Genomic DNA, 22802 nt, shown 5'->3' on the forward strand with positions numbered 1-22802 from the left:
CATAATCAGCCGGTTTATTACAACCTTTCCTGGCACAGGTGGGGTGCTCGGCACTGGCCATGATGCGCTGCTCAAACCCGGCAAGGCGTTTCATGCGGTGCAGCCATACCGGCCCAATCGTGGGGTGGATGAGGGTGACGTAGCCGATCTCAGCAAACTTATAGTTCAAAAACTGCGTGCCGGTCATACGCCCACCATTGGTGAGCTCGAGGATGATGTCATCCCCGTCGCCGGAGACAATCTTGTCGAGCTTATCCAAGGTGACAACCACGCTGGTGAATACGGCGGGTTTGGTTCCGCCGTGGGACTTGTTGAGGAAGACCTGTTTGGTTGCCTCCAACAGATTGTTCTGGTTGAGAGATTCTAGAACGCCGCGCATCTCGGTGACGGTCATGGGGTCATCGGTAATCGTGAGTGAATGCGGACCATCAGCACGATAAGTCATGCGCACCCCAGGTTTCGGCACACGTTTAGGCTTGAGTTCTTTTAAGCGCTTGGCTGCCACGGCTGGGATGTTTGGTGCTGGGGTGCCGGCAAGCTTGACCCTCAGGTTCCAGGCATGCAGCTGATTTTTCAGCTTCTTGGTGTAGGACTCAATGAGGCTGAGCGTGGCCAGATCGTGGCGTTGTTCGGCAGCTCGGGCGCGAGCTTGTCGTTGTTTACCCGTGAATTTCGTGGCACCGAAGTAAATGTGGTTCAGGCGTGCCAGTTCGGTGGCATCAGCTAGCGAAGCGCCGAGTGCGCGTAAACGTTTCTCGCCTCCTACCGCTTGCTCCACCAACGTGATCCCCGAGTTGCGGTAGGAGAAATAGGTCTCTAAATCCCCCATGACCCAGAACACTAAAACACCCCAGGAAACCCCGCAACCCGAAGATTAGAACCAGTGCTCAAGCACCTTGGCCACGCCGGCCTGGTGATGGGGAAGGGTGGTGGCATCGGAGACGTCGACAAGCGCGGGGTGTGCGTTTTCCATCGCAACGCCGAAGCCGACCCACTCCAGCATTTCGAGGTCATTGGGCATATCGCCAAAGGCGATGATGTCCTGGCGAGCAATAGCGTGATGCTCCGCCAACCACTGGACACCGCGGCGCTTCGTCACGTTCGGCGCAGCGACCTCGAGCACACCCTCCGACATCGAGTACGTGACGTGGGCAAGCTCCGGATCGATGTGCGGGGCGACCAACTCATAGAGCTCCGGGGCCGAATAATCAGTATTGCGAATCAGCAGCTTCACGGCTGGCTTCGACACCAACTCCCCCACGCTCACCAGGCCAAAACCTTCAAACATCGCGTTCTCCGAATAGTGCGACTCCACCACGAAGAGCTCCTCCACTGGATCCAGCAGCGAGCCGCCAGCGCGCTCCGCGCCGAAACCCGCGCCCCCTAGGGGCTGGAGGGCTCGGGTGGCAACGTCGACAGTTTCGGCCAAAGCCTCCGGGGATAACTCGTGGGCGGAGAGGACGCGGTCCTCAGCGGAATCATAAATCACCGCGCCATTCGACGTCACGCACACCGGACGTACCGTAAGTTGCTCCAGTACCGGCATGATCCAACGGAAGGGTCGACCCGTGGCCAAAGCGAACTCGGCTCCGGCATTGACAGCCCGGGCAATGACCTCCCGATTGCGCTTAGGCACGCGGTGATTGCGGTCCAACAAGGTTCCGTCGATATCGCTCACGATGAGGCGCGGGGCGTGCTCCGGGAAAGTCATAACCATGAGTCTACGTCAGGGGCCTAGAACGCGAATGCGGCCGCGACACACGTTGTCACGGCCGCAGGAAAGGCGCTAAAGCTTAGGCGATAACGTCATCATCGTCGGTGTCTTCCCAGTTGAGGGAACGCTTGATGGCGCGCTTCCAGTCGCGATAGAGAGCGTCGACCTCCTCCTTCTCGCGCTGCGGCTTCCAGACCTTGAAGTCGCCCTGCTGGGAGCCCAGTACGCTGAGGTCATCCCAGAAGCCGGAGTCCAGGCCGGCGGCGAAGGCCGCACCGGTGGCGGTGGTCTCCACGTTCTTCGGGCGGTGAACCTCCACGCCGAGCATGTCAGCCTGGAACTGCATGAGCAGCTCATTCATGGTCATGCCGCCGTCAACACGCAGCTCGGTGATCTCCACGCCGGAATCAGCAACCATGGCGTCCGCGACGTCACGGGTCTGGTACGCGGTGGATTCCAGGACCGCGCGGGCTAGGTGCTTGCGGTTGGCGTAGCGGGTCAAGCCCACGATGACACCACGGGCATCCGGGCGCCAGTACGGAGCGAAGAGGCCAGAGAAGGCCGGCACGATGTAGACGCCGCCGTTGTCCTTGACCTCGCGGGCCAGGTTCTCGATGGACGCGGAGTTCGGGATGAGTTGCAGGTTATCGCGCAGCCACTGCACCAGGGAACCACCCATGGACACGGAGCCCTCGAGCGCGTAGACCGGACGCTCGCCCTCGCGCTGGAAGCACACGGTGGTGAGCAAGCCGTTGTCGGAGAACTTCGGGGTGGTACCGGTATTGAGGAGGAGGAACAAGCCGGTGCCGTAGGTGTTCTTCGCAGAACCCGGGCGGAAGCAGCCCTGACCGAACATGGCGGCCTGCTGGTCACCAAGGATGGCGCGAATCGGCACGCCAGACAGGGAGCCGCGCTCACGGACGGTGCGGAAGTCACCGAGGGAGGGACGAATCTCCGGAAGCATGGAGGTAGGAATACCCATCTCCTTGCACAAATCCTCATCCCACTCGAGCTTCTCAATGTCCATGAGCAGCGTACGGGAAGCGTTGGTGACGTCGGTGGCGTGGAGGGCTTCTTGGCCATTGTCGCCGTCGGCACCGCCGGTGAGGTTCCACAGCAGCCAGGTATCGATGGTGCCGAAGAGAAGCTCGCCGGCCTCAGCGCGCTCGCGAGCGCCCTCGACGTTATCGAGGATCCACTTCACCTTCGGGCCAGCCGGGTAGGAGTTGATGATCAGACCAGTGCGGCGGCGCCACTTGTCCGCGCCTTCGTCGCCAGCCAGTTCCTTACAGATTTCGGTGGTGCGGGTGTCCTGCCACACGATGGCGTTGTAGACCGGCTTACCGGTCTTCTTGTCCCACACCACGGTGGTCTCACGCTGGTTGGTGATACCCAAAGCAGCGATGTCTTCGACGTTGATGTCGGCGTTCGCCAGGGCCTCACCGACGGCGCGGCGGGTGTTGCTCCAGATCTCCTCCGGATCGTGCTCAACCCAGCCCTTCTCTGGGAAGATCTGCTCGTGCTCGAACTGGCCGACAGCCACCTGTTCGCCGTCGTGGTCGAAGATGATGCAGCGCGTGGACGTGGTGCCCTGGTCAATCGCTGCAACGTAGCTCTTGGTTGACATTGTTTTCTCCTTGTCGGGGTGGTTTTACAGGGCCATGGACAACAGGCCAACTGCCACTGCTGCCAGCAGGGGCGCGACGACCGGGACCCAGGCGTAGCTCCAGTTGGCGGTGCCCTTGTCCTTGATGGGCAGGACGAAGGCGTACATCAGGCGCGGGCCCAAGTCACGGACCGGGTTGATGGCGTAGCCGGTGGGGGTGCCCAGCGAGAGGCCCACGGCGACGACGACGAAGGCGACACCGAAGTAGCTCAGCGGGCCTAGCTCGCCGCCGGTGGGGCCGAAGGCGATGAACATGAGGAGCACGCAGGTAGCGATGAACTCGGTGACCGCGTTCCACCCATTGTTCGGATGCGCTGGGTTGGTGAAGAAGATGCCGCCGGTCGAGGCGTTGGCGCCGGTGGAGTTGCCGGCTTCGTCGACATTGTTGGCGTCGAAAAGCTGCTTGAATGCGGCCCAGGCAAGGAATGCACCGACCATCGCGCCCAGAATCTGGCCCAGGAGGTAATAAGGCACCAGGCTCCATTCAAGGGAACCGTTCACCGCCAGCATGATGGTGACCGCGGGGTTAAGGTGCCCACCAGATGGGTCCGCAACGCTGGCGCCCACGAAAACTGCCATGCCCCAGCCCAGCGCGATCACAATCCAATCAGATCCACGCGCGCCTGAGGTGCGCAGGTTCACTACGGCGCACACGCCGTTACCCAGCAGGAGCAGCAGCGCAGTGCCGATGAACTCCCACAGGAATGCATCCATTCCGGTCATTTGTTGTCCTTTCTCTTTTACCTAGGCCAAAGGCCCAGCGAGAGACAGCAAACGTCCTCGCTGGGCCCGTGACGCTTAGGCTTCTTCCTTAGTGGCTCGTGCGCTGCCAGCGCGCTCGAGAATGTCATTTGCCTCACGGTCGGTGAGGGCAGCCTCGGCGGCAAGTTCCGCCTCGGTGTGCTGCTTGAAGTGGGAAACCTCGCGCTCGATGTCACTCTGGTCCCAACCCAGCAGCGGTGCGACGAACTCAGCAACAGGCTGAGCAGCGGCGACGCCTCGGTCGGCGAACTCGATGGCCACGCGCAGGCGACGGGACACGATGTCGTCAATATGGAGAGCGCCCTCGTGGGTGACGGCGTAGCGAACCTCAGCCCAGATGTAGCTCTCCGCGCCCGGAACCGGCTCAAGGAGGGAGGCATCCTCGGCGGCAGGAGCTAGAACCTCACTGATGAGGGAACCGTAACGACCGAGCAGATGCTCGATGCGATCCTCGCTGAGGTTGTAGCGGCGAGCGAGCGCCGGAACCTGGTTGGCTAGGGCGTGGTAGCCGTCTGCGCCCAAGATTGGGGTGCGCTCGGTGACGGACTCCGCCGCCTTAAAGCCGAGTTCCTTAGCGGCCAGGTCCACTGCGTCCTTACCGATAACGCGGTAGGTCGTGTACTTACCACCAGCAACGGAGACGAGGCCCGGGGCTACGCGGGCAACGGCGTGGTTGCGGGAGAGGTTGGTGGTGGAGTCGGACTTACCGGACAGCAGCGGGCGCAGACCAGAGTAGACACCGACGATGTCCTCACGGGCGATCTTGTTGCGCACGCGCTGGTTGACCTGGTCCAGGATGTAGTCGATATCTGCCTTGGTCGGGGCCGGGTCCGGCAGGGACAGGCCCTTTTCCCAGTCAGTATCAGTAGTACCGATGATCCAGTACTCGCCCCACGGGATGACGAAGAGCACGGACTTTTCGGTGACGAAGCACAGAGCGGCGTCGGCATCGAGGGCGTCCTTCGGGACAACGATGTGCACGCCCTTGGAGGCATGAACCGTAAACTTGCCCTCCGCGCCGGCCATCTCCTGAATCTTGTCGTTCCAGACACCCGTGGCGTTGATGAAAACCTTGCCCTTGACGGTGGTTTCGCGGCCGGTCTCGAGGTCACGGACCTTCGCGGCGGTGATGCGTCCGCGGTTGTCCTTCTCGAAACCAATGACCTCGGTACCGGTGCGCACGCTCGCGCCGTATTCAGCGGCGGTACGCAGGACGGTCATGGTGTGGCGGGCGTCGTCGACAAGCGTGTCGTAGTAGCGCACGCCACCAACAACGGCATCCTCCTTGAGGCCCGGGGTCACCTTGAGCACACCCTTACGAGTGAGGTGCTTCTGCATCGGAACGCTCTTGGCGCCACCCATCAGGTCATAAAGAGTAAAGCCGCCGAACATCATGACGCGCTCCCAACCGCGGTGGGTCAGGGGGAAGATGAACTTCAGCGGCTTGACCAGGTGCGGGGCCAGGGTCGACATGTTGAGCTCGCGCTCCTTAAGCGACTCCGCAACGAGGCGGAAGTCAAACATGGCGAGGTAGCGCAGTCCACCGTGGAACATCTTGGAGGAACGCGAGGACGTTCCTGCCGCAAAGTCTTGGGATTCCAGCACGGCCGTCTTCAAACCGCGGGTGGCTGCATCCACCGCAGCGCCAGCACCTACGGAGCCGCCGCCGATAATGACGACGTCGTAGTCCTCAGTGGAGTAGTCGTTCCAGGTCTGTTCAAAATACTCGGGGTTAAAGCTGTGGTTACTCGTCGTGGTCATGATTGACCGAATCTCCTCTCTCGCTGCTTACCACTGCGCGGAAAAGATTTGTTCACATGACAAAGGCGCAGCTCAAGCAAATGTGCTCACCCACCGCGCGAGCAACGATGCCTCGGCATTGTCCACCACGGTCATTGCTGTGCGGCTGAGATGAAGAAGAAGTTATCTCCCAAGTTCCATGCTATAGATCACGCCTTTTTCATTCCGGAGACGCTACTCACACGTAAGTTCCGGAGGGGTAAGCAGGACTTTTTCGCACCACTCAGTAGGTGCACAAAAAGAACACTACCCCCATCAGGGGGCAGCAAAGAGGCATGGGGAATCTCCCAAAAGTGGGAGATGTAGCGACCTATTTCTTCTTCGACTTTTGTAGGCGGGCCATCGCCTCCAGCACTTCCGCCATGCCGAAGCGCTCCGCGGAATACGTCACAGCCTGGGCGGCCTTAACCACCTCGATGGGGGCGGTCTCTAGGGCCACCATATGCACGGCAACATCCTCGTCACCTTCGGCAAACGTCTCATCACCGGGTTCATTTGCGAAGAGGAGGAGGTCCTTTGGTTCGGCTCCAATCTTCTTCACCACCGCGGCGAGCCCCTCGGCCGGGGAGGAGGCGGTCGCGACGGGGCCACCGGGGGCGTCGTTAAACTGCACGCCTTCAGCACCTTCGGCACAAGCTATACGCCACACGTTCTGCGGAATGTCCTCCACGGCAGCAGCATCCAGCACTGTGCCCTGCTGCGAGATAATCACCAGCTCCTCTACCTGCGGGTGCACCTGCGCCAACGCCTCCTGGAGACGCTTGGACACCTCGCCGCCCTCCATGCTCATCGCACTCTGATCCGCCACGACAATGCGCGGCACAGCAGAGTACTCCGCCTTAACGCGGTGCGGCAGACGGGAAACGATGAGACGAGACTGCGTGGCCGCCGTGAGCAGGCCCTGTTCCACAACAGACCCGGCAAAAATCTCTTTACCGCTCGCCGTCATCGAGGCCTGCGCCTCGGCGACGTCCGACTTAAGCTGCGCCATAACCTCTGTCACCTTGTCACGACCCTCCTCGAGGCCACGGGTCGCCTCTTCCACCACGGAGTTGAGGTTCTCTTTGATCCACTCCAGGGTCTCCGGCGCTGTGCGGGGACGCTCCTTGGCTTGGTCGGCAGTTGTGCTCTCGGTGGTGCTATCGGCGTTACTGTCTGTGGTGTTGTCGGGGGTGGCGTCAGAGGGGACGTCGGCAAGCACTGCGTCATCCTCCGGCGCGGCAGTCTTTTTGAGCGTCATCCGGTCGCGCACCAGCTCAATGGTGGCGGCAGAGACATGGTCCTTGAGGTGGGTTAGGTCATCGCGCAAACGACGCACGCGGTAGCGCTCATCCTCTACCACGGCGTCCTGAGCCTCAGCTTCCTCCAGGGTCGGCGCACCACCACCTTTACGCGCAGGTACCCAATACTCACCCGCAGGCATTGGCCCGAACTCGGACTCATACTGCTCCCACAGCCCCTCAAGCGCCTCCTGCATGCGGCGACGTACTTCCGCGATATCGGCATCGGGGTCACCAGTGGTGTAGTAGGGCTCCAGCGCCGTGATGAGGATCGGAGTATTTGTGCGGCCCAAGTGCTTCTTCTGCCCCTTGGTCCAGAGGCGCTGGGAGCCAAACACAATCTGCGGGATAATGGGCACACCTGCAGCGTGGGCAATACGCGCAGCACCATTGCGCATGGACCGAATTTCGAAACTGCGGGAAATGGTACCCTCCGCAAAGACGCCGACTAGCTCGCCGCTCTTGGCCAACTCGGTGCCCTTCACAATCGACGCCCCACCATCAATGCGATCCACCGGAACGTGCCCCATCACTTCGAAGAGGCGACCCACCACCGGAGCCTTGAACACCGAGGCCTTGGCCAGGTAACGCACAAGGCGCTTCTTCTGGTACGCCAAGTACGCACCGAAAAGGAAGTCCATATAGCCCGTGTGATTGCACACGATGACCGCGCCGCCCTCATCCGGAATGTTCTCCACGCCCGACAGGCGCATCTTCAAACCTTGGGCCACGGTGACCCCACGGCCTACGTGTGTGATCTGCCGGTAGACAAAATTGGTCACAGCGCTCATGGTGCTCCAAACAGGTAAGAAACCTCGCCGCCTGAAGGAGGCGGCGAGGAGGGACAAGGGAGGGCGACGCGGGTGAAACCCCGCGCGCAGCGATCTACTGGGAGTTTACGGGGTAAAGCACATCCTTGCCCACGAAAGGACGAAGAGCTTCTGGAACCACGACAGAACCGTCCGCCTGCTGGTGGTTTTCCAAGATGGCCACGAGCCAGCGAGTAGTAGCGAGGGTGCCGTTGAGGGTAGCGGCGTACTGCGTCTTGCCGTTCTCATCACGGTAGCGAGTGGAGAGGCGGCGAGCTTGGAAGGTCGTGCAGTTCGAGGTCGAGGTCAGCTCGCGGTAGGTCTCCTGAGTAGGAACCCATGCCTCGTTGTCGAACTTACGGGCAGCGGAGGATCCCAGGTCACCACCGGCGATATCGATGGTGCGGTACGGCAGCTCCATAGCGGCCAGCATGTCCTTCTCCATCGCGAGCAGCTTCTGGTGCATCTCTTCGGCGTCTTCCGGCTTGCAGTAGATGAACATCTCCAGCTTGTCGAACTGGTGCACACGCAGAATGCCGCGGGTGTCCTTGCCGTGCGAACCGGCCTCGCGGCGGAAGCAGGAGGACCAGCCAGCGTACTGAATCGGGCCGTTGGAGAGATCAATAATCTCGTCCTTGTGGTAGCCGGCCAGAGCCACCTCAGAGGTGCCAACGAGGTAAAGGTCATCCTCCTGGAGGTAGTAAACCTCATCCGAGTGCTGACCCAAAAAGCCCGTGCCCTGCATGACGTCCGGACGCACGAGCACCGGCGGGATCATGAGCTTAAAGCCAGCCTCACGGGCCTTCTGCGCGGCCAACATGAGCATGCCGAGCTGCAAGAAGGCACCATCACCAGTGAGGTAGTAGAAGCGGGCACCGCCAACCTTGGCGCCCCGTTTGACGTCGATAAGCCCCAGCGTCTCACCCAACTCCAGGTGATCCTTCGGCTCGAAGTCGAACTCCGGCTTCTCGCCTACTTCCTCAATCAGCACGAAGTCATCTTCGCCGCCGGCCGGCGCGCCTTCGACCACGTTGGAGAGCTGGTACTGCAGCTCCTCCACCTTGGCCTCAGCGGCAGCCGCTTCCTCGCTCGCTGCCTTCACCTTCTCCTTGAGCTCATTCGAGCCCTCCAGAAGTGCCGGGCGCTCCTCCGGAGAGGCTTGGCCAATCTTCTTGCCAAAAGCGTTCTGCTCAGAACGCAGCTGGTCCGCCTTCACAATCGCCGCGCGGCGCTGCTCATCGGCGGCAAGCAGCTGGTCCACCAACTCGGGATCCTCCCCACGGTTAACCTGGGAAGCGCGGACTACATCGGGGTTTTCGCGAAGAAACTTGAGATCAATCACGCCTTATAGTCTAGCGCATGCACTACCCTTTGCGGTGGTAATAACCAGCGGCCTATCATAGTGTTATGGCGCCCCACATCATCACCGACGGCCCCGTGCCTAAGCACGCGCAGCTGCGGGATATCCTCTCGGAGCTCTGCCGCACCACACTCAAGCCTGGCGATATCCTGCCTGGCGAGCGCATTCTGGAAGAAACCTACGGCGTTTCCCGCATCACGGTGCGCCGCGCCATCGGGGACTTGGTTGCGGAGGGCCGCCTGCGCCGCGTGCGTGGCAAAGGCACGTTCGTTGCACCGAACCCGCTGGTGAGCCGCCTGCATCTAGCGTCATTCTCCGATGAGATGGGGATCCAGAAGGTCACGGCGTCATCCAAGATCCTGCTCGGTGAGCGCAGCACCGCGCCGGACGAGGTGTGCGAATTCTTTAATACCGCTCCCACCGTGGCCCATACCCACTTGCGCCGCCTGCGCTTGGGCGATGGCGAGCCCTATTCCATCGATGACGGCTGGTACAACTCCACCTTCGCGCCGACGCTGCTGGAAAATGACATTTACAAGTCCGTCTATGCCATTTTGGACTCAACGTTTGATGTTCCCATTACAGAGGCCGAACAAACGGTAACGGCGGTGGCGGCGGATGAAGAGATTGCCGCGCTTCTCGACGTCCCCCCAGGAACCCCCCTCCTCCACATCACCCGTTTCGCCCGTTCTGGGGACCGACCAGTGGAATGGTGTTCCTCGGTCTACCGCACTGACCGCTACCGGCTGACCTCCCGCGTCGCCCGAGCTTCTCAGGAACCATCACGGTAGGTCATGGGGGGAAGCGCCTAGGAGCCGCTCAGGCTGAGGGGGTACTATAAGGAGTTCTATGAGCACTACTTCTGCCTGGCGCTCCGCCTCCTCCATCCGCGTCGTCCTCGTTGCCGCCTTGGCCGCGGCCGCCTTCATGGCTGCCTACGGTGTGTTCAGCGGCGATTCTTCCAGCAGCGACACGGCCGCGGGCGAGTCCACCGCCCCCAGCGTCGACGGTAGCCAAGCCGCCGACCCCTCTGCCCCGGACGCAGCAGCAGCATCCTTCACCTCCGCCTCCGCGGGGGCATGCGTGACGTGGGATATTGCGCCAGATGGCACCGTCACCGGATTCGAGCAGACCAGCTGCGATAAGCCGCACCGCTTTGAAATCTCCGCGCGCGAGGACTTGAGTGCCTACCCCACCAGTGAGTTCGGCCGCAATGCCGAGCGCCCAGACATTACCCGCCAGAATGCTCTGCGCGATGAGCTCTGTGAGGCACCGACGGTGAGCTACCTCAACGGCAAGTGGGACCCCCAAGGGCGCTACGACATCGCCTCCATCCTGCCGCCAGCAGCCTCGTGGGAGAAGGGTGACCGCACCCTACTGTGCGGCCTACAAACCACAGACGCCGCGGGTGTCCCGCAAGAGTCCACGGGAAAGGTGGCGGAGGTGGACCAGGCGGTCGTCGCCAAGCCAGGCGAATGCCGCAAGGTCGATGAATCACAGGTGGTCAGCACCGTGCCGTGTACTGAGCCGCACCAGATGGAGACCGTCTCCGTCATTAACCTGGCGGAGCGTTTCCCCGACGGCTACCCCAGCGATGAGGAACTGGACAAGCACCTTTCGGAGACCTGTACCCAGGACGCCATGGATTACCTCGACGGCGAGGAGAATCTTTACCAGTCCACTCTGCAGCCCTTCTGGGATGCCCTATCGCGCGAATCCTGGGAAGGCGGATCACGTTCGGTGAACTGCTCCTTGATCCACGTCAACCGTGGTTTCTTCTCCACCGTGACGGGCTCGGCCAAGGACGGGCGTGATGGTCTGATGATCGATGGCGCCCCGCCTACCGAGCAACCCAAGCGCAACCCTCTGCGCGATCCGAATGAGCAAGGCGGTGGCGAGACCCCTGCCGCTCCTACCGAAGACCCGGCTGCCGCGCCAGCACAGTAGGCGCCCGAACCACAAAGAGGAACAGCAATGTATGAGGTCAGCGAGGAGCGCTTTGAAGAACTCGTCGGCGAAGCCCTGGACAAAATTCCGGACAGGTTCGTGGAGCAGATGCGCAACGTCGTCATCCTCGTCGAGGACCAGAATCCAGAAAATCCCCACCTGCTGGGCCTCTACGAGGGAGTCATGCTGACGGAACGCACCGCCTCACACACCGGCTATCTGCCGGATGCCATCTCTATCTACCGCAAGCCGCTGCAGTCCATCTGCAACTCAGAGGAAGAGCTAGCGCACGAGGTCATGGTGACCGTCTTCCACGAGGTAGGCCACTACTTTGGCTTCGAAGAAGACCGCCTCCACGAGCTGGGCTGGGGGTAGGTGCCCCCGGGACACCTACGGGGGCTTTCCCGAATTAGACGTCGGTATCGGCCCAGCGCTTCAGTGTCCACTGGCCGAAGGACTGGCCGCGCGGTTCCATGAGGGTAAAGCGGCAATTCGGCATGTAGCCGGTATAGGCAAAGTCCGGGTCCACGCCGCAGGCATGGGTCGTGACTACGCGGATTGCCGCGCCGTGGCTGACGACGATGACATCTTCGTCGTCGCCAATCTCCGCGGCAATGTCCTCCAACACCGGCTGGTAGCGCTCCAGCACGTCCGTGTAGCTCTCACCGCCTGGCATGCGGGCTTCCGGATCACCATCAACCCAGCCGCGCAGGGCCACCATGTATTCACGGTGGGTATCCTCGCTACCGCTCATCTCATGTTCACCGGCGAAGACCTCGTGCAGACCTACGCGGACCTCGACGGGGACGTTGCGCTCATCGGCAGCCTCGGCATAGGCCTTGGATGCCAGCATGGCCGTCTGCTGGGCACGCAGCGCAATGGAGCAGACGAAGCGTACGCGGCGGCCTTCACACAGCTCGGCCAACTCTCGGCCCACGTCCTCTGCCTGACCGCGGCCGCGCTCGGTCAGCTCGGCGCCCGGCGGGCGAGTATCCATGATGCGGTCAATATTGGAAAAGGTCTGGCCGTGGCGCAGGAGAATGATTCTTCCGGTCATGCTTCACACATTATTGCCCGGTGCGTACCTTCGCTACCCATTCATCAGCCTGGTTCAACCGAGCCAGATCCAGCTGGGCCTTCGGCGTTGCTGCAGCGGAAGGCCAGGAGCCAACGAAGACCACCTCTTCTGCGCGCAGCCACAGCGCCCGCAGGGCCTCGGCCACCGGCTGGTCATCAATGTGCCCGATGAGATCCGCGTGGAAGCGGTAGTTGCCAAAGACGGTGCGCAGCGGGCGCGATTCGATGCGGGTGAGGTCCACGCCGCGGTGCGCAAACTCCTGCAAGGCGCCCACGAGTGAGCCGGGTTCGTTGGGCAAGGTAAAGATGACGGACGTGCGGTCGTGGCCGGTACGCGCGGTGGGCTTGCCGGTGGGACCCACTAGGACGAAACGAGTGGTGGCGCCCTCGACGTCGGCGATGTTGTCCGCTAGTGCATCCAGCTCAAATACCTCCCCGGCGCGAGCAGGGGCTGCTGCTGCGTCCACCTCGCCGCGCGCCACAGCCTGGGCAGCCGCGCCATTCGACGCCGCCGGGACATACTCCACGCCCGGCAGGTTCTCCTCCAGCCAGCCGCGAACTTGCTGGTAGCCCACCGGATGAGTCGAGAAGGTTGTGATCTCCTTGGCGCTCTTGCCCCGAGTCAGTATGGAGAAGGACACCGGCAGGTCCACTTCGCGGTAAATCTGGACCGGGGAACCATCAGCCAGCGCATCGAACGTGGCCGTAACTGGCCCGTCCACGGAATTTTCAATGGCCACGCAGGCATAATCGGCGTCGCCTGAACGCACCGCGGCCAGCGCTTCCTTCGGCGAGCCAACGGGAAGGGGCGTCGTTTCACCCAGATCTTCGGCGAAACGTTGCATTGCCGCCTCCGTAAACGTTCCGGCCGGTCCCAAGAATGCGATGGTGGTGCTCATGCAGGCAACCTTAGCCCACTAGACTGGGCCGCCATGGACGTTAGCGAGTTCACCCTGGAGAAGCTGCGCGAGGATCTTGCGGGCCTAAGCCCCGAGGAGCACGGTTTCACGCACATCGATCTGGAGCGCCGGCCGCAGCGCCACGGGCGCTTGAGCGGGTGGATTCTCTCTGCCAAGGATCTCAATGACGTCGCCGGTATGCCCACTACCCATGGCCACGCTGAGCGCACCTACCTCGCCGAAGAGACAGATCCCTTCCTGCAGGAGCTTATCGACGCCGGCGCGGTCATCATCGGCAAATCCGCCGCCCCCGAACTGGGCTTGCGCGTCGATACGGAACCCGTGGGCCTTCCTCATCCGGATAATCCGCTTTACCCAGGCCATACGCCGGGCGGTTCCTCCGGTGGTGCGGCCGTGCAGGTAGCACGAGGTTTGCTGCGCGCGGCCCATGCCTCCGATGGAGGTGGTTCTATCCGCGTTCCAGCTGCTGCCTGCGGCGTCGTGGGCTTCAAACCTGCGGGCGAGGACCTCTCCGTGCCTGGTTTTATTACCCGCTCCGTGGCTGATAGCGCTACCCTCCATGGGCTAACACCGCGCACACCGCGCGCCCGCGTCGGAGTGCTCACTGATCCTCTTTTCGCTGAGGTAGAGGTGGCTCCGCACATGCTCCGCGCCGTTAGCGAAGCCACTGCCCGGTTGGAGGGCGCCGGTTTCGAGACCGTCGCCATCTCGCCTTACCCGCAGGCAGCCGCAACATTTGAGGCCTTCCAGCACATCTTTACCCACCGTCTGGCGGATCTGGAGTTCGCTGAAGGCTACGCCGAGTGGATTCGCACCCAGGGCCGCCGTGTCACGGAGATGGAACTCTTGCTCGCGCGTGGTCACGCCATCGTTCTGCCTGGCGTTCTCCGGAAGTTCTGGCAGGTAGATGCCGTCCTCTCCCCCACGCTGGCCTTCGATCCACCGCGTCGTGGGCACTTCCTTGCCCGCGACCATCAGGAGAATTTCGACGAGCAAACCCGCTGGTCGCCGTGGGGCTCGCTATTCAATGTGGCCAAGCTTCCGGCGATCTCCGTGCCGTGGCCGGTGCCCAACCACCCGCCGGTCGGCGTTCACTTAGGTGGCATCACGCTGGACGACGCCTCCCTTCTCGGCCTAGCCCAGGTGCTCCACTCATGACCATGACGCGCTCTCGCCTCCGGGCAGAAATTCTCATCGTTCTCACCATCACGTTTGGTATCTCCGGGGTACGCGCCGTCCTTCGGCTCACGGATTCCCTCCTCAACCCTGCCCCGCTCAACGAGCAATCCGTCACCATCAACTCTTCGCAGTCCACGACGACGCTGCTCGACCTCGCCTTCCAGCTGTGTAGCACCGCCATCTTGGTGGCGTGGGGCGCGCTCGTGCTCTATCTCCTTGCGTGGCCGCCTCGGCCCCGTTGGCGCGATGGCCTCCATGGCGCGGCATTAGCCGCTGTCATTGGCCTGCCGGGGCTGGTGCTTTACTACGCAGCACTGCACTGGGGTTGGACCAAAGAAGTCATTCCGGGTGCTTTTGATACCTGGATTGAAATCCCCGTCTTGCTGCTCAAGTCCTTCGCCAACGCCTGGGCGGAGGAGCTCGTCGTGGTCTATTGGCTCATGACCAGGCTCAAGCAATGCGGCTGGGCTCTTCCTGCCTCGCTAGCGGCGACGTCCCTGCTTCGCGGCTCCTATCACCTCTACCAAGGAGTCTCGGCTGGGTGTGGCAACATCGTCATGGGGCTGCTCTATGGCTGGTATTTTCACCGCACTGGACGGGTATGGCCGCTGGTCATCGCGCACTTTCTTATCGACGCTGTCGCGTTCGTCGGTTACGCCGCCCTCTTTGGCGCTTAAAAAGTAGCTGGAAAAGGCTCCGCGCACGCCCTGTGAACTCTGGGGCAGGAGTGATTAGGCGGTACAGTGTTCCCCATGACCTATCAAGGACGCGATCCAGAGCGCGAGGCGCGCCGCGCGGGCGAATCCCCCGGCGATTACCGCCGCGCGGGTTCCGGCAGCTCGGCTCAATCTGCTGGCGCCCATGCCAGCGATGCCGAGCTGGGCGATTACGTCCTCGGCGCCGATGGCCAGCCCCTGCGTGACCGCTATGGCCGCCCAGTGCGCCGCCGTCCCCAGTCCTCCCAAGCACGCCGTCCCGGCGCGCGGTCCGCTGAGCCCTACCGCGGCCGCCCTGCAGCGTCGCGCCGCGAGGAAACTCGTTTCGACGTCGATGCCTACATGGCCCAGAACCCGCCGCGCCAACAACCGCGCCCCTACGCGGACCGCACTGCTCAGCAGCGGTACGAACCCCGCACTGGCCAGCCGCCGCGCAGCTATAACCCAGATGCTCCTAGGCGTGTTTCTCGTCGTCGCGCTGAAGGCCGCCCGCACAGCCGCCGCAAGAAGGTCAACCCCCTCAAGCAGGTTTTCGGCTGCGCGGGCTGGCTCGTTGCCATCGCGCTCGTCTTCACCGTGGTATTCACCTTGTGGACGGATAGTCGCTTGACCCGCATCGATGCGCTGCCTGGGGAACAGGTGGCGTCGACTTCCGGCACTAACTGGCTACTCGTGGGCTCCGACTCCCGTCAGGGGCTCACCGAGGAACAGCAGGCAGAGTTGGGCACCGGTGGTGACGTGGGCGCGGGCCGTACGGACACCATCATGCTCCTGCACATCCCGAAGTCCGGCAAAGCCAAGCTTGTCTCCATCCCGCGCGATAGCTACGTGGACGTCCCCGGCTTCGGCATGGACAAGATCAACTCCGCGTTTACCTACGGCGGCCCTCAGCTGCTTGCTCAGACCGTGGAGCAGTCCACCGGCCTGCACATCGACCACTATGCAGAGATCGGCATGGGCGGCCTTGCCAACGTGGTGGATTCCGTTGGCGGCGTCGAAATCTGCGTGCAGGAGCCTATCAACGATCCGCTCGCCGGTATTGACTTGCAGGCCGGCTGCCAGAAACTGCGCGGGCCGGATGCCTTGGGCTATGTGCGTACCCGCGCTACCGCGATGGGTGACCTTGACCGCGTGCAGCGACAGCGCGAGTTCTTCGCCGCCCTGTTGGAAAAGACAACTTCCCCGGCGACCATCGCGAATCCCTTCAAGGCCATCTCCTTGGTCAACCACACTGCGGACTCCTTCATCGTGGGCCGCAAGGACCACGTCTGGCACTTGGCACGCGTGGCGCTATCCATGTCCTCTGGAGTAGAGACGGAGACTGTACCGATTGGCGGTTTCCAGGACACCGTGGTGGGCAACGTCGTCCTTTGGGATGACGCCGGCGCACAGGCCCTATGGGACTCTATGCGCTAGCGCGTCAACTGATTGAGGGAATTAGCGCAGGGTCACCTGACGGGACTTGATGTTCTGCAGCTGCTTGCGCTCGTCAGCGCTGAGGTTGGCATCGTTGGAGATTTCTTCCTCCAAAGCCTTGTTCACGCGGGAGAGCTCGGCCTCGTAGGAGTCGTGCGCAACGTCCGGGTCAAGGTCGAAGACCGGGGCAATAAGACCGTGGGTACGGAAGACACCAGCGAACTTGGTACCTTCACCCAGGTTGAGCTCACCGCGTGCGGCAACGCGGGACAAAGCGTTGAGGAAAGCATTCTCATCATCGCACGGACGGACCCAGCGGATATGCGCCTTGCCGCCACCGGCATTAGCCCAGAAGGCGGTACCGATGAGGCCCTCAGCGTCCTGGCCTACCTGGTAGGACTCGATGACGGAATCATTGGCGCGCTGCAGAGCCTGTGCCATGTGCGGCGGGACCTGTGCACCCTCCGGCATCCACCAGGAGAAGTCCTGGTAGACGGTGATGTCGAGGTCAGCAGATTCGTCGAGAAGCTCGGACAGCTCCGGCTGGGATCCGTCGGCAGCGGTGGACTCCAGGGTGGAGCCCGGCGCGTTGTTCTTTACCCAGTTGAGGGCAAAGGCCAGGTCGCGGCCCGGGTTGTGGGTATGGGACTGCACCTGCAGGCCCACGAAGGCATCTCCGCCAGACTCTTCATCGCGAATGAGTGCTGCAGAGGCACCCGGCAGCACGGTCGCAACGTAGACGTCCTTGTCAAAGCCCTTGACGGAGAGCTTCGCCGTTGCGGAAGGAACGAATTCCTGCAGGGCAACGAGGCTAGCCTCAGCGGCGAGACCACCAAACGGGCGGGGATCCTTTTCCAGGGCAGCGCGCTCGGCGGCGCGGGCAGCGAGCTTAGCTTGGCGGCGGGACATACCCTCCGGCAGCTGTTCGTTCTTCTTTTTCTTCTTTGCCATACCCAACAACTTACCTGTTCGCTACAGCTCAATGGCGTGCAGGGCCACTTCAGGTTCATTCGTGGCGAGAATATCTACCCCGTTGGCCCATGCCCACTTCATGTCTTCCGGCTTATCGATGGTCCACATGTACGTCGGCAAGCCATGCGCGCCGATGGCATCAGGCTGGATTTTGCCGCGGAGAATCGACATGCCCAAGCCCGTGGGCTGGGATAACAGGACATCAGGCCGGTTGACGTGACGCTCCCAATCGCGGCGCAAATAAATGCGGTCGATCTGGGGAGCAAGAGCGGTCATACGGCGGATGGCGCGGTGAGAGAAGGAAATCATGTGGATACGGGGGTCGTCGATAAGCCCCGCGTAGCGCAGCCGCAGCACCATCTGCTCCTCAAGGATGTCGCCCTGCCCCGAGGGGTGTTTGGTTTCGACGTAGAGGTGGTGGCTCTTGCCGTCGAGCATCTCCAGAAGTTCGTCGAAAAGCAGCATGCGTTGGCCGCCCCCAATGTTGAGACGGCGCAGGTCTTCCCACGTCTGGCGGGACACACGGCCCGAACCATTTGTGGTGCGGTCCAGCGTGGGATCATGGTGGACCACCACTTTGCCATCGCTGCTCAGGCGAATATCGCACTCAATGCCATGGATGGGCAACTCGAGCGCCTTTTCAAAGGCAAGAGGGGATAACTCCGGATATCTCCCGGAGTATCCCCTATGGGCGACAATCTTCACTAGCCGAAGATTTCTTCCTTAATCGTGTTCAGCGTGTTGAAGGAGTGGTCGAAACGCTCCTGCTCGTGCTCATCCAGCTGCAGTTCGATGACACGGTTGACACCGTTGCGGTCAACGATGGCCGGGGTACCGATGAAGACATCTTCCTTACCACCGTATTGGCCCTCCAGGTAAGCAGAGACCGGAAGGGCGACGGCCTGGTTCTGGATGACCGCGCGGGTGATGCGGGCCAGGGCCATACCGATGCCGTAGGAGGTGGAACCCTTGGCGTCAATGATGTGGTAGGCGGCGTCGCGAGTGTCTTCGAAGATCTTCTCAATGCGCTCGTTGTAGCCCGGGTCCTTCTCAGAACGGTGGGACAGGGAGACACCTGCGATGTTGGCGGAGGAGACGACCGGCAGCTCGGAGTCGCCGTGCTCGCCGATGATGTAGGCGTGGACGGAGGTCGGAGCGACATCGTCCATCTCTGAAAGCATGTAGCGGTAGCGAGCGGAGTCCAGCACGGTACCGGAGCCGATGACGCGCTCGTGCGGGAAGCCCGAGGCCTTCCACACAGCGTAGGTGAGAATATCCACCGGGTTGGAGGCAACGAGGAAAATGCCGTCGAAGCCGTTCTTCATAACGTCGCCCACAATGGAGTTCATGATCTTGACGTTCTTGTCCACGAGCTGCAGACGGGTCTCACCCGGCTTCTGCGCAGAGCCGGCGCAGATGACGACCATGGCGGCGTCCTTGCAGTCCTCATAGGTGCCCTTGGTCACGCGGGTGCGGGACGGGGCCCAGACGACACCATGGTTGAGGTCCATGACGTTGCCTTCGAGCTTCTTCTCGTCGATGTCGATGATGGCCAGGTGGTCAACGGTGCCCTGGTTGACCAGAGCGTAGGCGTAGGCAATTCCAACGTCGCCGGCGCCGATGAGTACTACTTTGTTTCCAACATGATTTCCCATGGCTCCTATTCTGCCCCCAATGTCCGAATTTTGCTCGCTATGCGCCCGACTTCACAGGTTCAATAGTCCGATCTCACATTTCCCTGCCCGATCGGACATCCCTTGACGGCCATCTGCACGGCAGCGTTAAAGCTGGTTCAATGGCGACCATGCGCACAGCCCTTCGCCGCATCGCTCTCAAGACCGCCCAAAATGTTCTTCACGCTGCAATTTTTGGCTTGGAGTTGGTCAGCGATCTTACCCCGGGCGTGCGCATGACGGGGAGGAGACGTCTGCCACAAAACATGTGGCCCGGCCTCTTTGGCGCCGAGGTTGCAACCTGGGCGGCCGTCTCCCCGTCGCTTCTTCCGCGCCCGTGGTGGGTCACGGCGGCCAACGTGGCCATGGGCCAAGGCGCAGGCCACCTCGCCGCAACGACCGCAGCCTTCGCTACGAAACAAGCACTGCGCCTAGTAGGACGCCGACCCCAAGACCATGTCGGCCCTACTACTCGCCGCTATTCCTATTACCTCCTCGGGCTGGGCACCTTCGTGGCAGGACTCCGGTCACTCCGCAACCAGACGGAGCAGGCCCGGTTGGTCAGTAAGCTCAATGACCGCGGGCCCCAAACTGCGGCACTTGGCATGCTTGTAGGTACCGCCGGGTATGGTGCGCTCTTAATTCTTGGCGAAGCTACCCAGCTTACCGTCACGCAGCTTTCCCGTCAAGTTCAACGTTGGCTTCCCCGGTGGATTGCCTGGCCACTGGCGGGCGGCGCGGTGGGCTTTGCCGCTGCCGTCCTCAGTGACCGCATGGTGTGGCGCCGGATGCTGAGCTCAGCCTCTATCAACGCGTTGGAGCTCAACAGGCTGGTCTACCCGGGCTCCTCCATGCCGTGGGAGCCGGAACGTTCCGGAAGCCCGTGGTCCCATGAACCGTGGACAGCAGTTGGCTCACAGGGCAGGGCTTTTCTTGACCGCGGCCCGCGCGCCAACGACATCCGGGAGGTCATGCACTTCGAGCGAGCCCGCGAGCCAATCCGCATCTACATTGGCCTGATTCGCGGCCGCGGCCCACAGGCAGCTGCGCGCCAAGCCGTGGCGGAGATGGATCGCACGGGCGCTTTCCACCGCAACACCATCGTGGTGCAGCTCCCCTCTGGTTCGGGCTGGATCAACAACTACTCAGTGAGCAGCTACGAGTTCCTCACGCGCGGAAATTGCGCCACGGTGGCGCTGCAGTTCGACTATTTGCCCTCGATGTTTTCCTATCTCGTGGACAAGGACCTTTCAACCACTTTTGCCCGCGAGCTCATTACTGCTGTGCGGGAGCGCCTTGAGCTCCTCCCGGAGGACAATCGCCCCAAGTTCTACCTCAGCGGCGAATCCCTGGGGTGCTATGCCATTGTTGAAAACTACGAGAACCTCGAGGACCTCCTCGCCGATTGTGACGGCGCAGTCTTCACCGGACCGCCGCGCATGACGAGCTTCATGCGCCGCCTTCACCGTGAGCGCGGCTCCCTAGAGCGCCTGCCGCTTATCGACGGCGGCCGCCACCTCCGCTTCGCTGCCGTCCCCGAACACATGGAGCACGACGCGTTCGGCGAGCCCTACGACCCCTGGGAGCGCCCGCGCGTAGCAGTAGGCCAGCATGCCTCCGACCCCATCGTCTGGTGGGATAAAACACTCATCTATGCCCGCCCCAATTGGATTCACGAACCTACCCCGAAGACGCTGTATGCCGATACTTTCGAGAACCTCCACTGGCACCCCTTTATTACCTTCTGGCAGGTAGCCCTTGACCAGATCAATTCACTCAACGTGCCCGGCGGTCACGGCCACAACTATTTTGAGGAAACCTTCTGGTACTGGGATGCCGTCCTCGGCTCACAAACGCGCGCCCAGCTCACCCCCGAGCTAGCCGAGCGGATGCGCGCTTTTGTCGAGCGCGACCAGCTCAACAAACCGACTGACTTCCGGACGCAGGTACGCGCACAGCTCTAGTCGCACTTCACGCCAGTGCTGTGGTGCGGACAATAACCGTTGGGTACCTTGTGCAGGTACTGCTGGTGTTCGTCTTCCGCCAAGTAGTACTCGCCTGCGTCCGTCTCACGGAGAAGGGTGATTTCAGTCGTGGTGTCACCAAAGTTGGCTGCGGCAAGCTTGGCGGCATAGGAATCCACCAGCTGTTGAATCTCCTCGCGCTCCTCTTCCGTCTCTGGATAGAAGGCGGAGCGGTACTGGGTGCCCACGTCGTTGCCTTGGCGGAATCCCTGGGTCGGGTCGTGGGCCTCAAGCGCCTTGACCACGAGGTCACGCAGGCTAATGCGCTCCGGGTCATAGGTGATCTGGACAACCTCTGCATGGTTGGTCAGGCCGCGGCAGACTTCGTAATAGGTGGGGTTCGGGGTCGCGCCGCCGGCGTAGCCCACGGAGGTGGACTCCACGCCCTCGGTTTCCCAGTACATTTTCTCAGCACCCCAAAAGCATCCGATAGCAATGAGGAGGGACTTCTGACCTTCCTTCCACGGGCCGGTAATCGGCGTGCCAAGCACGGCATGGGGCTGCGGATTGGTCAGGGCAGGCTCTGCTCGCCCGGGGAGTGCGTCGCCCTTCGAAACGAGCGCGGGCTCTGGTTTGTAGAGGAACATGCAGGATTCTCCTTTACGTGTCGATGCATCCTCTTATACCCCTCGGCCCTGTGGAGGAGCCACTTTTTGTTCAGGGTGGTCCGCGCCCGGACAACTCTGCAGGGTGTCCACCCTGCAGAAAATATTGTGGCCAAATTCTCAATCTGCCCCTACCATGGGCCGCGAACCCAATAGAAAGGATTGTAACAATGGCTGTTTACGAACTTCCGGAACTCGACTACGCATACGACGCACTGGAGCCGCACATCTCCGCTGAGATCATGGAGCTGCACCACTCCAAGCACCACGCCGGCTACGTTGCTGGCGCTAACGCAGCGCTCGAGGCTCTGGAGGAGCAACGCAACGGCGAGGCTAACGCTGACGCTATCCGCGCGCTGTCCAAGAACCTGGCCTTCAACCTGGGTGGCCACACCAACCACTCCATCTTCTGGAAGAACCTTTCCCCGAACGGTGGCGGCGAGCCGACCGGCGAGCTGGCTGAGGCTATTAACCGCGACTTCGGCTCCTTCGAGAAGTTCAAGGCTCACTTCTCCGCTGTTGCTACCGGCCTGCAGGGCTCCGGTTGGGCAGTTCTGGGCTACGACCACATTGCTGGCCGCCTGGTTATTGAGCAGCTCTCTGATCAGCAGGGCAACATCTCCGTGAACTTCACCCCGCTGCTCATGCTGGATATGTGGGAGCACGCTTTCTACCTCCAGTACAAGAACGTGAAGGCTGACTACGTTAAGGCTGTGTGGAACGTCTTCAACTGGGAGGACGTTGCTGAGCGTTACGCTGCTGCCACCAAGTAAGCAGCTCACCGGCTTTAATTAAGGCCAACTAGCACGACACCGCGCCGACACCCTCGGACTTTCTGAGGCTCTCGGCGCGGTGTCGTCGTTTTTCTTCGACCACACGGCG

General features: G+C 61.9%; 21 protein-coding genes. 8 read left to right on the forward strand and 13 right to left on the reverse strand.

The window, feature by feature from the left end; translation table 11 throughout:
* The 7 genes from HMPREF2875_RS11685 to serS all read right to left on the reverse strand — a co-directional run.
* The coding region (locus tag HMPREF2875_RS11685; RefSeq protein WP_246817110.1) for an HNH endonuclease at window positions 1-829 on the reverse strand (829 nt) is incomplete at its 3' end.
* Between the two features lie 45 nt (window positions 830-874).
* Entirely contained in the window at window positions 875-1711 is an 837-nt protein-coding gene (locus HMPREF2875_RS11690; RefSeq protein WP_210388198.1) for an HAD family hydrolase, read from the reverse strand.
* 82 nt (window positions 1712-1793) lie between these two features.
* Window positions 1794-3341, reverse strand: a complete 1548-nt coding sequence (gene glpK / locus HMPREF2875_RS11695) for a glycerol kinase GlpK (protein ID WP_070673358.1) — start codon at window positions 3339-3341, stop codon at window positions 1794-1796.
* Window positions 3342-3365: 24 nt separating this feature from the next.
* Window positions 3366-4103, reverse strand: coding sequence for an MIP/aquaporin family protein (locus tag HMPREF2875_RS11700; protein ID WP_070673360.1), 738 nt, complete (start codon window positions 4101-4103; stop codon window positions 3366-3368).
* 75 nt (window positions 4104-4178) lie between these two features.
* Window positions 4179-5903: a glycerol-3-phosphate dehydrogenase/oxidase gene (locus HMPREF2875_RS11705; protein WP_070673362.1), complete on the reverse strand. Its 1725-nt coding sequence runs from the start codon at window positions 5901-5903 to the stop codon at window positions 4179-4181.
* A gap of 349 nt (window positions 5904-6252) precedes the next feature.
* Window positions 6253-8013, reverse strand: coding sequence for a lysophospholipid acyltransferase family protein (locus tag HMPREF2875_RS11710; protein ID WP_070673364.1), 1761 nt, complete (start codon window positions 8011-8013; stop codon window positions 6253-6255).
* A 94-nt stretch (window positions 8014-8107) separates the two neighbouring features.
* Window positions 8108-9373, reverse strand: a complete 1266-nt coding sequence (gene serS, locus HMPREF2875_RS11715; RefSeq protein WP_070673366.1) for a serine--tRNA ligase — start codon at window positions 9371-9373, stop codon at window positions 8108-8110.
* Window positions 9374-9438: 65 nt separating this feature from the next.
* Here serS and HMPREF2875_RS11720 point away from each other — a divergent pair, with 65 nt between their 5' ends.
* The 3 genes from HMPREF2875_RS11720 to HMPREF2875_RS11730 are packed head-to-tail and all read left to right on the forward strand — an operon-like array spanning window position 9439 to window position 11713.
* Window positions 9439-10182 (forward strand): GntR family transcriptional regulator, encoded by a 744-nt coding sequence (locus tag HMPREF2875_RS11720; RefSeq protein WP_070673368.1) that lies wholly within the window; start codon window positions 9439-9441, stop codon window positions 10180-10182.
* Between the two features lie 58 nt (window positions 10183-10240).
* On the forward strand, window positions 10241-11338 hold the full coding sequence (locus tag HMPREF2875_RS11725) for a septum formation family protein (RefSeq protein ID WP_070673371.1): 1098 nt from the start codon (window positions 10241-10243) through the stop codon (window positions 11336-11338).
* A gap of 27 nt (window positions 11339-11365) precedes the next feature.
* The gene (locus tag HMPREF2875_RS11730) at window positions 11366-11713 is read left to right on the forward strand and encodes a metallopeptidase family protein (protein WP_070673373.1); all 348 of its coding nucleotides are present in this window, start codon (window positions 11366-11368) and stop codon (window positions 11711-11713) included.
* Between the two features lie 34 nt (window positions 11714-11747).
* On the opposite strand, the gene HMPREF2875_RS11735 is transcribed toward HMPREF2875_RS11730, so the two are convergent.
* Window positions 11748-12395 carry a histidine phosphatase family protein gene (locus HMPREF2875_RS11735; protein ID WP_070673375.1) on the reverse strand — a complete coding sequence of 216 codons (648 nt, stop codon included), beginning with the start codon at window positions 12393-12395 and terminating at the stop codon, window positions 11748-11750.
* A 10-nt stretch (window positions 12396-12405) separates the two neighbouring features.
* Window positions 12406-13314: a prephenate dehydratase gene (gene pheA, locus HMPREF2875_RS11740; RefSeq protein ID WP_070673377.1), complete on the reverse strand. Its 909-nt coding sequence runs from the start codon at window positions 13312-13314 to the stop codon at window positions 12406-12408.
* A gap of 33 nt (window positions 13315-13347) precedes the next feature.
* Here pheA and HMPREF2875_RS11745 point away from each other — a divergent pair, with 33 nt between their 5' ends.
* The 3 genes from HMPREF2875_RS11745 (at window position 13348) to HMPREF2875_RS11755 (ending at window position 16646) form a co-directional block, all read left to right on the forward strand.
* On the forward strand, window positions 13348-14493 hold the full coding sequence (locus tag HMPREF2875_RS11745; RefSeq protein ID WP_070673379.1) for an amidase: 1146 nt from the start codon (window positions 13348-13350) through the stop codon (window positions 14491-14493).
* A gap of 2 nt (window positions 14494-14495) precedes the next feature.
* Complete coding sequence (locus HMPREF2875_RS11750; RefSeq protein WP_070673424.1) at window positions 14496-15191, forward strand: CPBP family intramembrane glutamic endopeptidase; 696 nt, start codon at window positions 14496-14498, stop codon at window positions 15189-15191.
* Between the two features lie 75 nt (window positions 15192-15266).
* Window positions 15267-16646 carry an LCP family glycopolymer transferase gene (locus HMPREF2875_RS11755; RefSeq protein ID WP_083311931.1) on the forward strand — a complete coding sequence of 460 codons (1380 nt, stop codon included), beginning with the start codon at window positions 15267-15269 and terminating at the stop codon, window positions 16644-16646.
* Window positions 16647-16667: 21 nt separating this feature from the next.
* Here HMPREF2875_RS11755 and HMPREF2875_RS11760 read toward each other — a convergent pair whose 3' ends face one another.
* Genes HMPREF2875_RS11760 through HMPREF2875_RS11770 form a run of 3 tightly spaced genes read right to left on the reverse strand, consistent with a single transcriptional unit; the run spans window position 16668 to window position 19273 of the window.
* The gene (locus HMPREF2875_RS11760; protein ID WP_070673381.1) at window positions 16668-17597 is read right to left on the reverse strand and encodes a DUF5926 family protein; all 930 of its coding nucleotides are present in this window, start codon (window positions 17595-17597) and stop codon (window positions 16668-16670) included.
* A gap of 21 nt (window positions 17598-17618) precedes the next feature.
* A complete protein-coding gene (locus HMPREF2875_RS11765; RefSeq protein WP_070673383.1) occupies window positions 17619-18323 on the reverse strand; it encodes a glycerophosphodiester phosphodiesterase family protein in 705 nt (234 codons plus the stop codon).
* Window positions 18323-19273: an L-lactate dehydrogenase gene (locus HMPREF2875_RS11770; RefSeq protein WP_070673385.1), complete on the reverse strand. Its 951-nt coding sequence runs from the start codon at window positions 19271-19273 to the stop codon at window positions 18323-18325. Before HMPREF2875_RS11770 ends, HMPREF2875_RS11765 begins: the two co-directional genes overlap by 1 nt.
* A gap of 149 nt (window positions 19274-19422) precedes the next feature.
* On the opposite strand from HMPREF2875_RS11770, the gene HMPREF2875_RS11775 reads away from it, so the two are divergent.
* Complete coding sequence (locus HMPREF2875_RS11775; protein ID WP_070673428.1) at window positions 19423-21255, forward strand: alpha/beta-hydrolase family protein; 1833 nt, start codon at window positions 19423-19425, stop codon at window positions 21253-21255.
* Here HMPREF2875_RS11775 and msrA read toward each other — a convergent pair.
* Window positions 21252-21902, reverse strand: a complete 651-nt coding sequence (gene msrA / locus HMPREF2875_RS11780) for a peptide-methionine (S)-S-oxide reductase MsrA (RefSeq protein ID WP_070673387.1) — start codon at window positions 21900-21902, stop codon at window positions 21252-21254. The genes HMPREF2875_RS11775 and msrA overlap by 4 nt on opposite strands.
* A 188-nt stretch (window positions 21903-22090) precedes the next feature.
* Here msrA and HMPREF2875_RS11785 point away from each other — a divergent pair, with 188 nt between their 5' ends.
* Entirely contained in the window at window positions 22091-22693 is a 603-nt protein-coding gene (locus HMPREF2875_RS11785; protein ID WP_070673390.1) for a superoxide dismutase, read from the forward strand.
* Window positions 22694-22802 lie beyond the last annotated feature (109 nt).

Source organism: Corynebacterium sp. HMSC078H07 (assembly GCF_001812805.1).
In the GTDB taxonomy this organism is placed as follows: domain Bacteria; phylum Actinomycetota; class Actinomycetes; order Mycobacteriales; family Mycobacteriaceae; genus Corynebacterium.

Excerpts from the sequence above, each read along its gene's own strand:
- HMPREF2875_RS11690 (WP_210388198.1), bottom strand. The coding sequence starts at position 1,711 with ATGACTTTCCCGGAGCACGCCCCGCGCCTCATCGTGAGCGATATCGAC.
- glpK (WP_070673358.1), bottom strand. The coding sequence starts at position 3,341 with ATGTCAACCAAGAGCTACGTTGCAGCGATTGACCAGGGCACCACGTCC.
- HMPREF2875_RS11700 (WP_070673360.1), bottom strand. The coding sequence starts at position 4,103 with ATGACCGGAATGGATGCATTCCTGTGGGAGTTCATCGGCACTGCGCTG.
- HMPREF2875_RS11705 (WP_070673362.1), bottom strand. The coding sequence starts at position 5,903 with ATGACCACGACGAGTAACCACAGCTTTAACCCCGAGTATTTTGAACAG.
- HMPREF2875_RS11710 (WP_070673364.1), bottom strand. The coding sequence starts at position 8,013 with ATGAGCGCTGTGACCAATTTTGTCTACCGGCAGATCACACACGTAGGC.
- HMPREF2875_RS11720 (WP_070673368.1), top strand. The coding sequence starts at position 9,439 with ATGGCGCCCCACATCATCACCGACGGCCCCGTGCCTAAGCACGCGCAG.
- HMPREF2875_RS11725 (WP_070673371.1), top strand. The coding sequence starts at position 10,241 with ATGAGCACTACTTCTGCCTGGCGCTCCGCCTCCTCCATCCGCGTCGTC.
- HMPREF2875_RS11730 (WP_070673373.1), top strand. The coding sequence starts at position 11,366 with ATGTATGAGGTCAGCGAGGAGCGCTTTGAAGAACTCGTCGGCGAAGCC.
- HMPREF2875_RS11735 (WP_070673375.1), bottom strand. The coding sequence starts at position 12,395 with ATGACCGGAAGAATCATTCTCCTGCGCCACGGCCAGACCTTTTCCAAT.
- pheA (WP_070673377.1), bottom strand. The coding sequence starts at position 13,314 with ATGAGCACCACCATCGCATTCTTGGGACCGGCCGGAACGTTTACGGAG.
- HMPREF2875_RS11745 (WP_070673379.1), top strand. The coding sequence starts at position 13,348 with ATGGACGTTAGCGAGTTCACCCTGGAGAAGCTGCGCGAGGATCTTGCG.
- HMPREF2875_RS11750 (WP_070673424.1), top strand. The coding sequence starts at position 14,496 with ATGACGCGCTCTCGCCTCCGGGCAGAAATTCTCATCGTTCTCACCATC.
- HMPREF2875_RS11755 (WP_083311931.1), top strand. The coding sequence starts at position 15,267 with ATGACCTATCAAGGACGCGATCCAGAGCGCGAGGCGCGCCGCGCGGGC.
- HMPREF2875_RS11760 (WP_070673381.1), bottom strand. The coding sequence starts at position 17,597 with ATGGCAAAGAAGAAAAAGAAGAACGAACAGCTGCCGGAGGGTATGTCC.
- HMPREF2875_RS11770 (WP_070673385.1), bottom strand. The coding sequence starts at position 19,273 with ATGGGAAATCATGTTGGAAACAAAGTAGTACTCATCGGCGCCGGCGAC.
- HMPREF2875_RS11775 (WP_070673428.1), top strand. The coding sequence starts at position 19,423 with ATGCGCACAGCCCTTCGCCGCATCGCTCTCAAGACCGCCCAAAATGTT.
- msrA (WP_070673387.1), bottom strand. The coding sequence starts at position 21,902 with ATGTTCCTCTACAAACCAGAGCCCGCGCTCGTTTCGAAGGGCGACGCA.
- HMPREF2875_RS11785 (WP_070673390.1), top strand. The coding sequence starts at position 22,091 with ATGGCTGTTTACGAACTTCCGGAACTCGACTACGCATACGACGCACTG.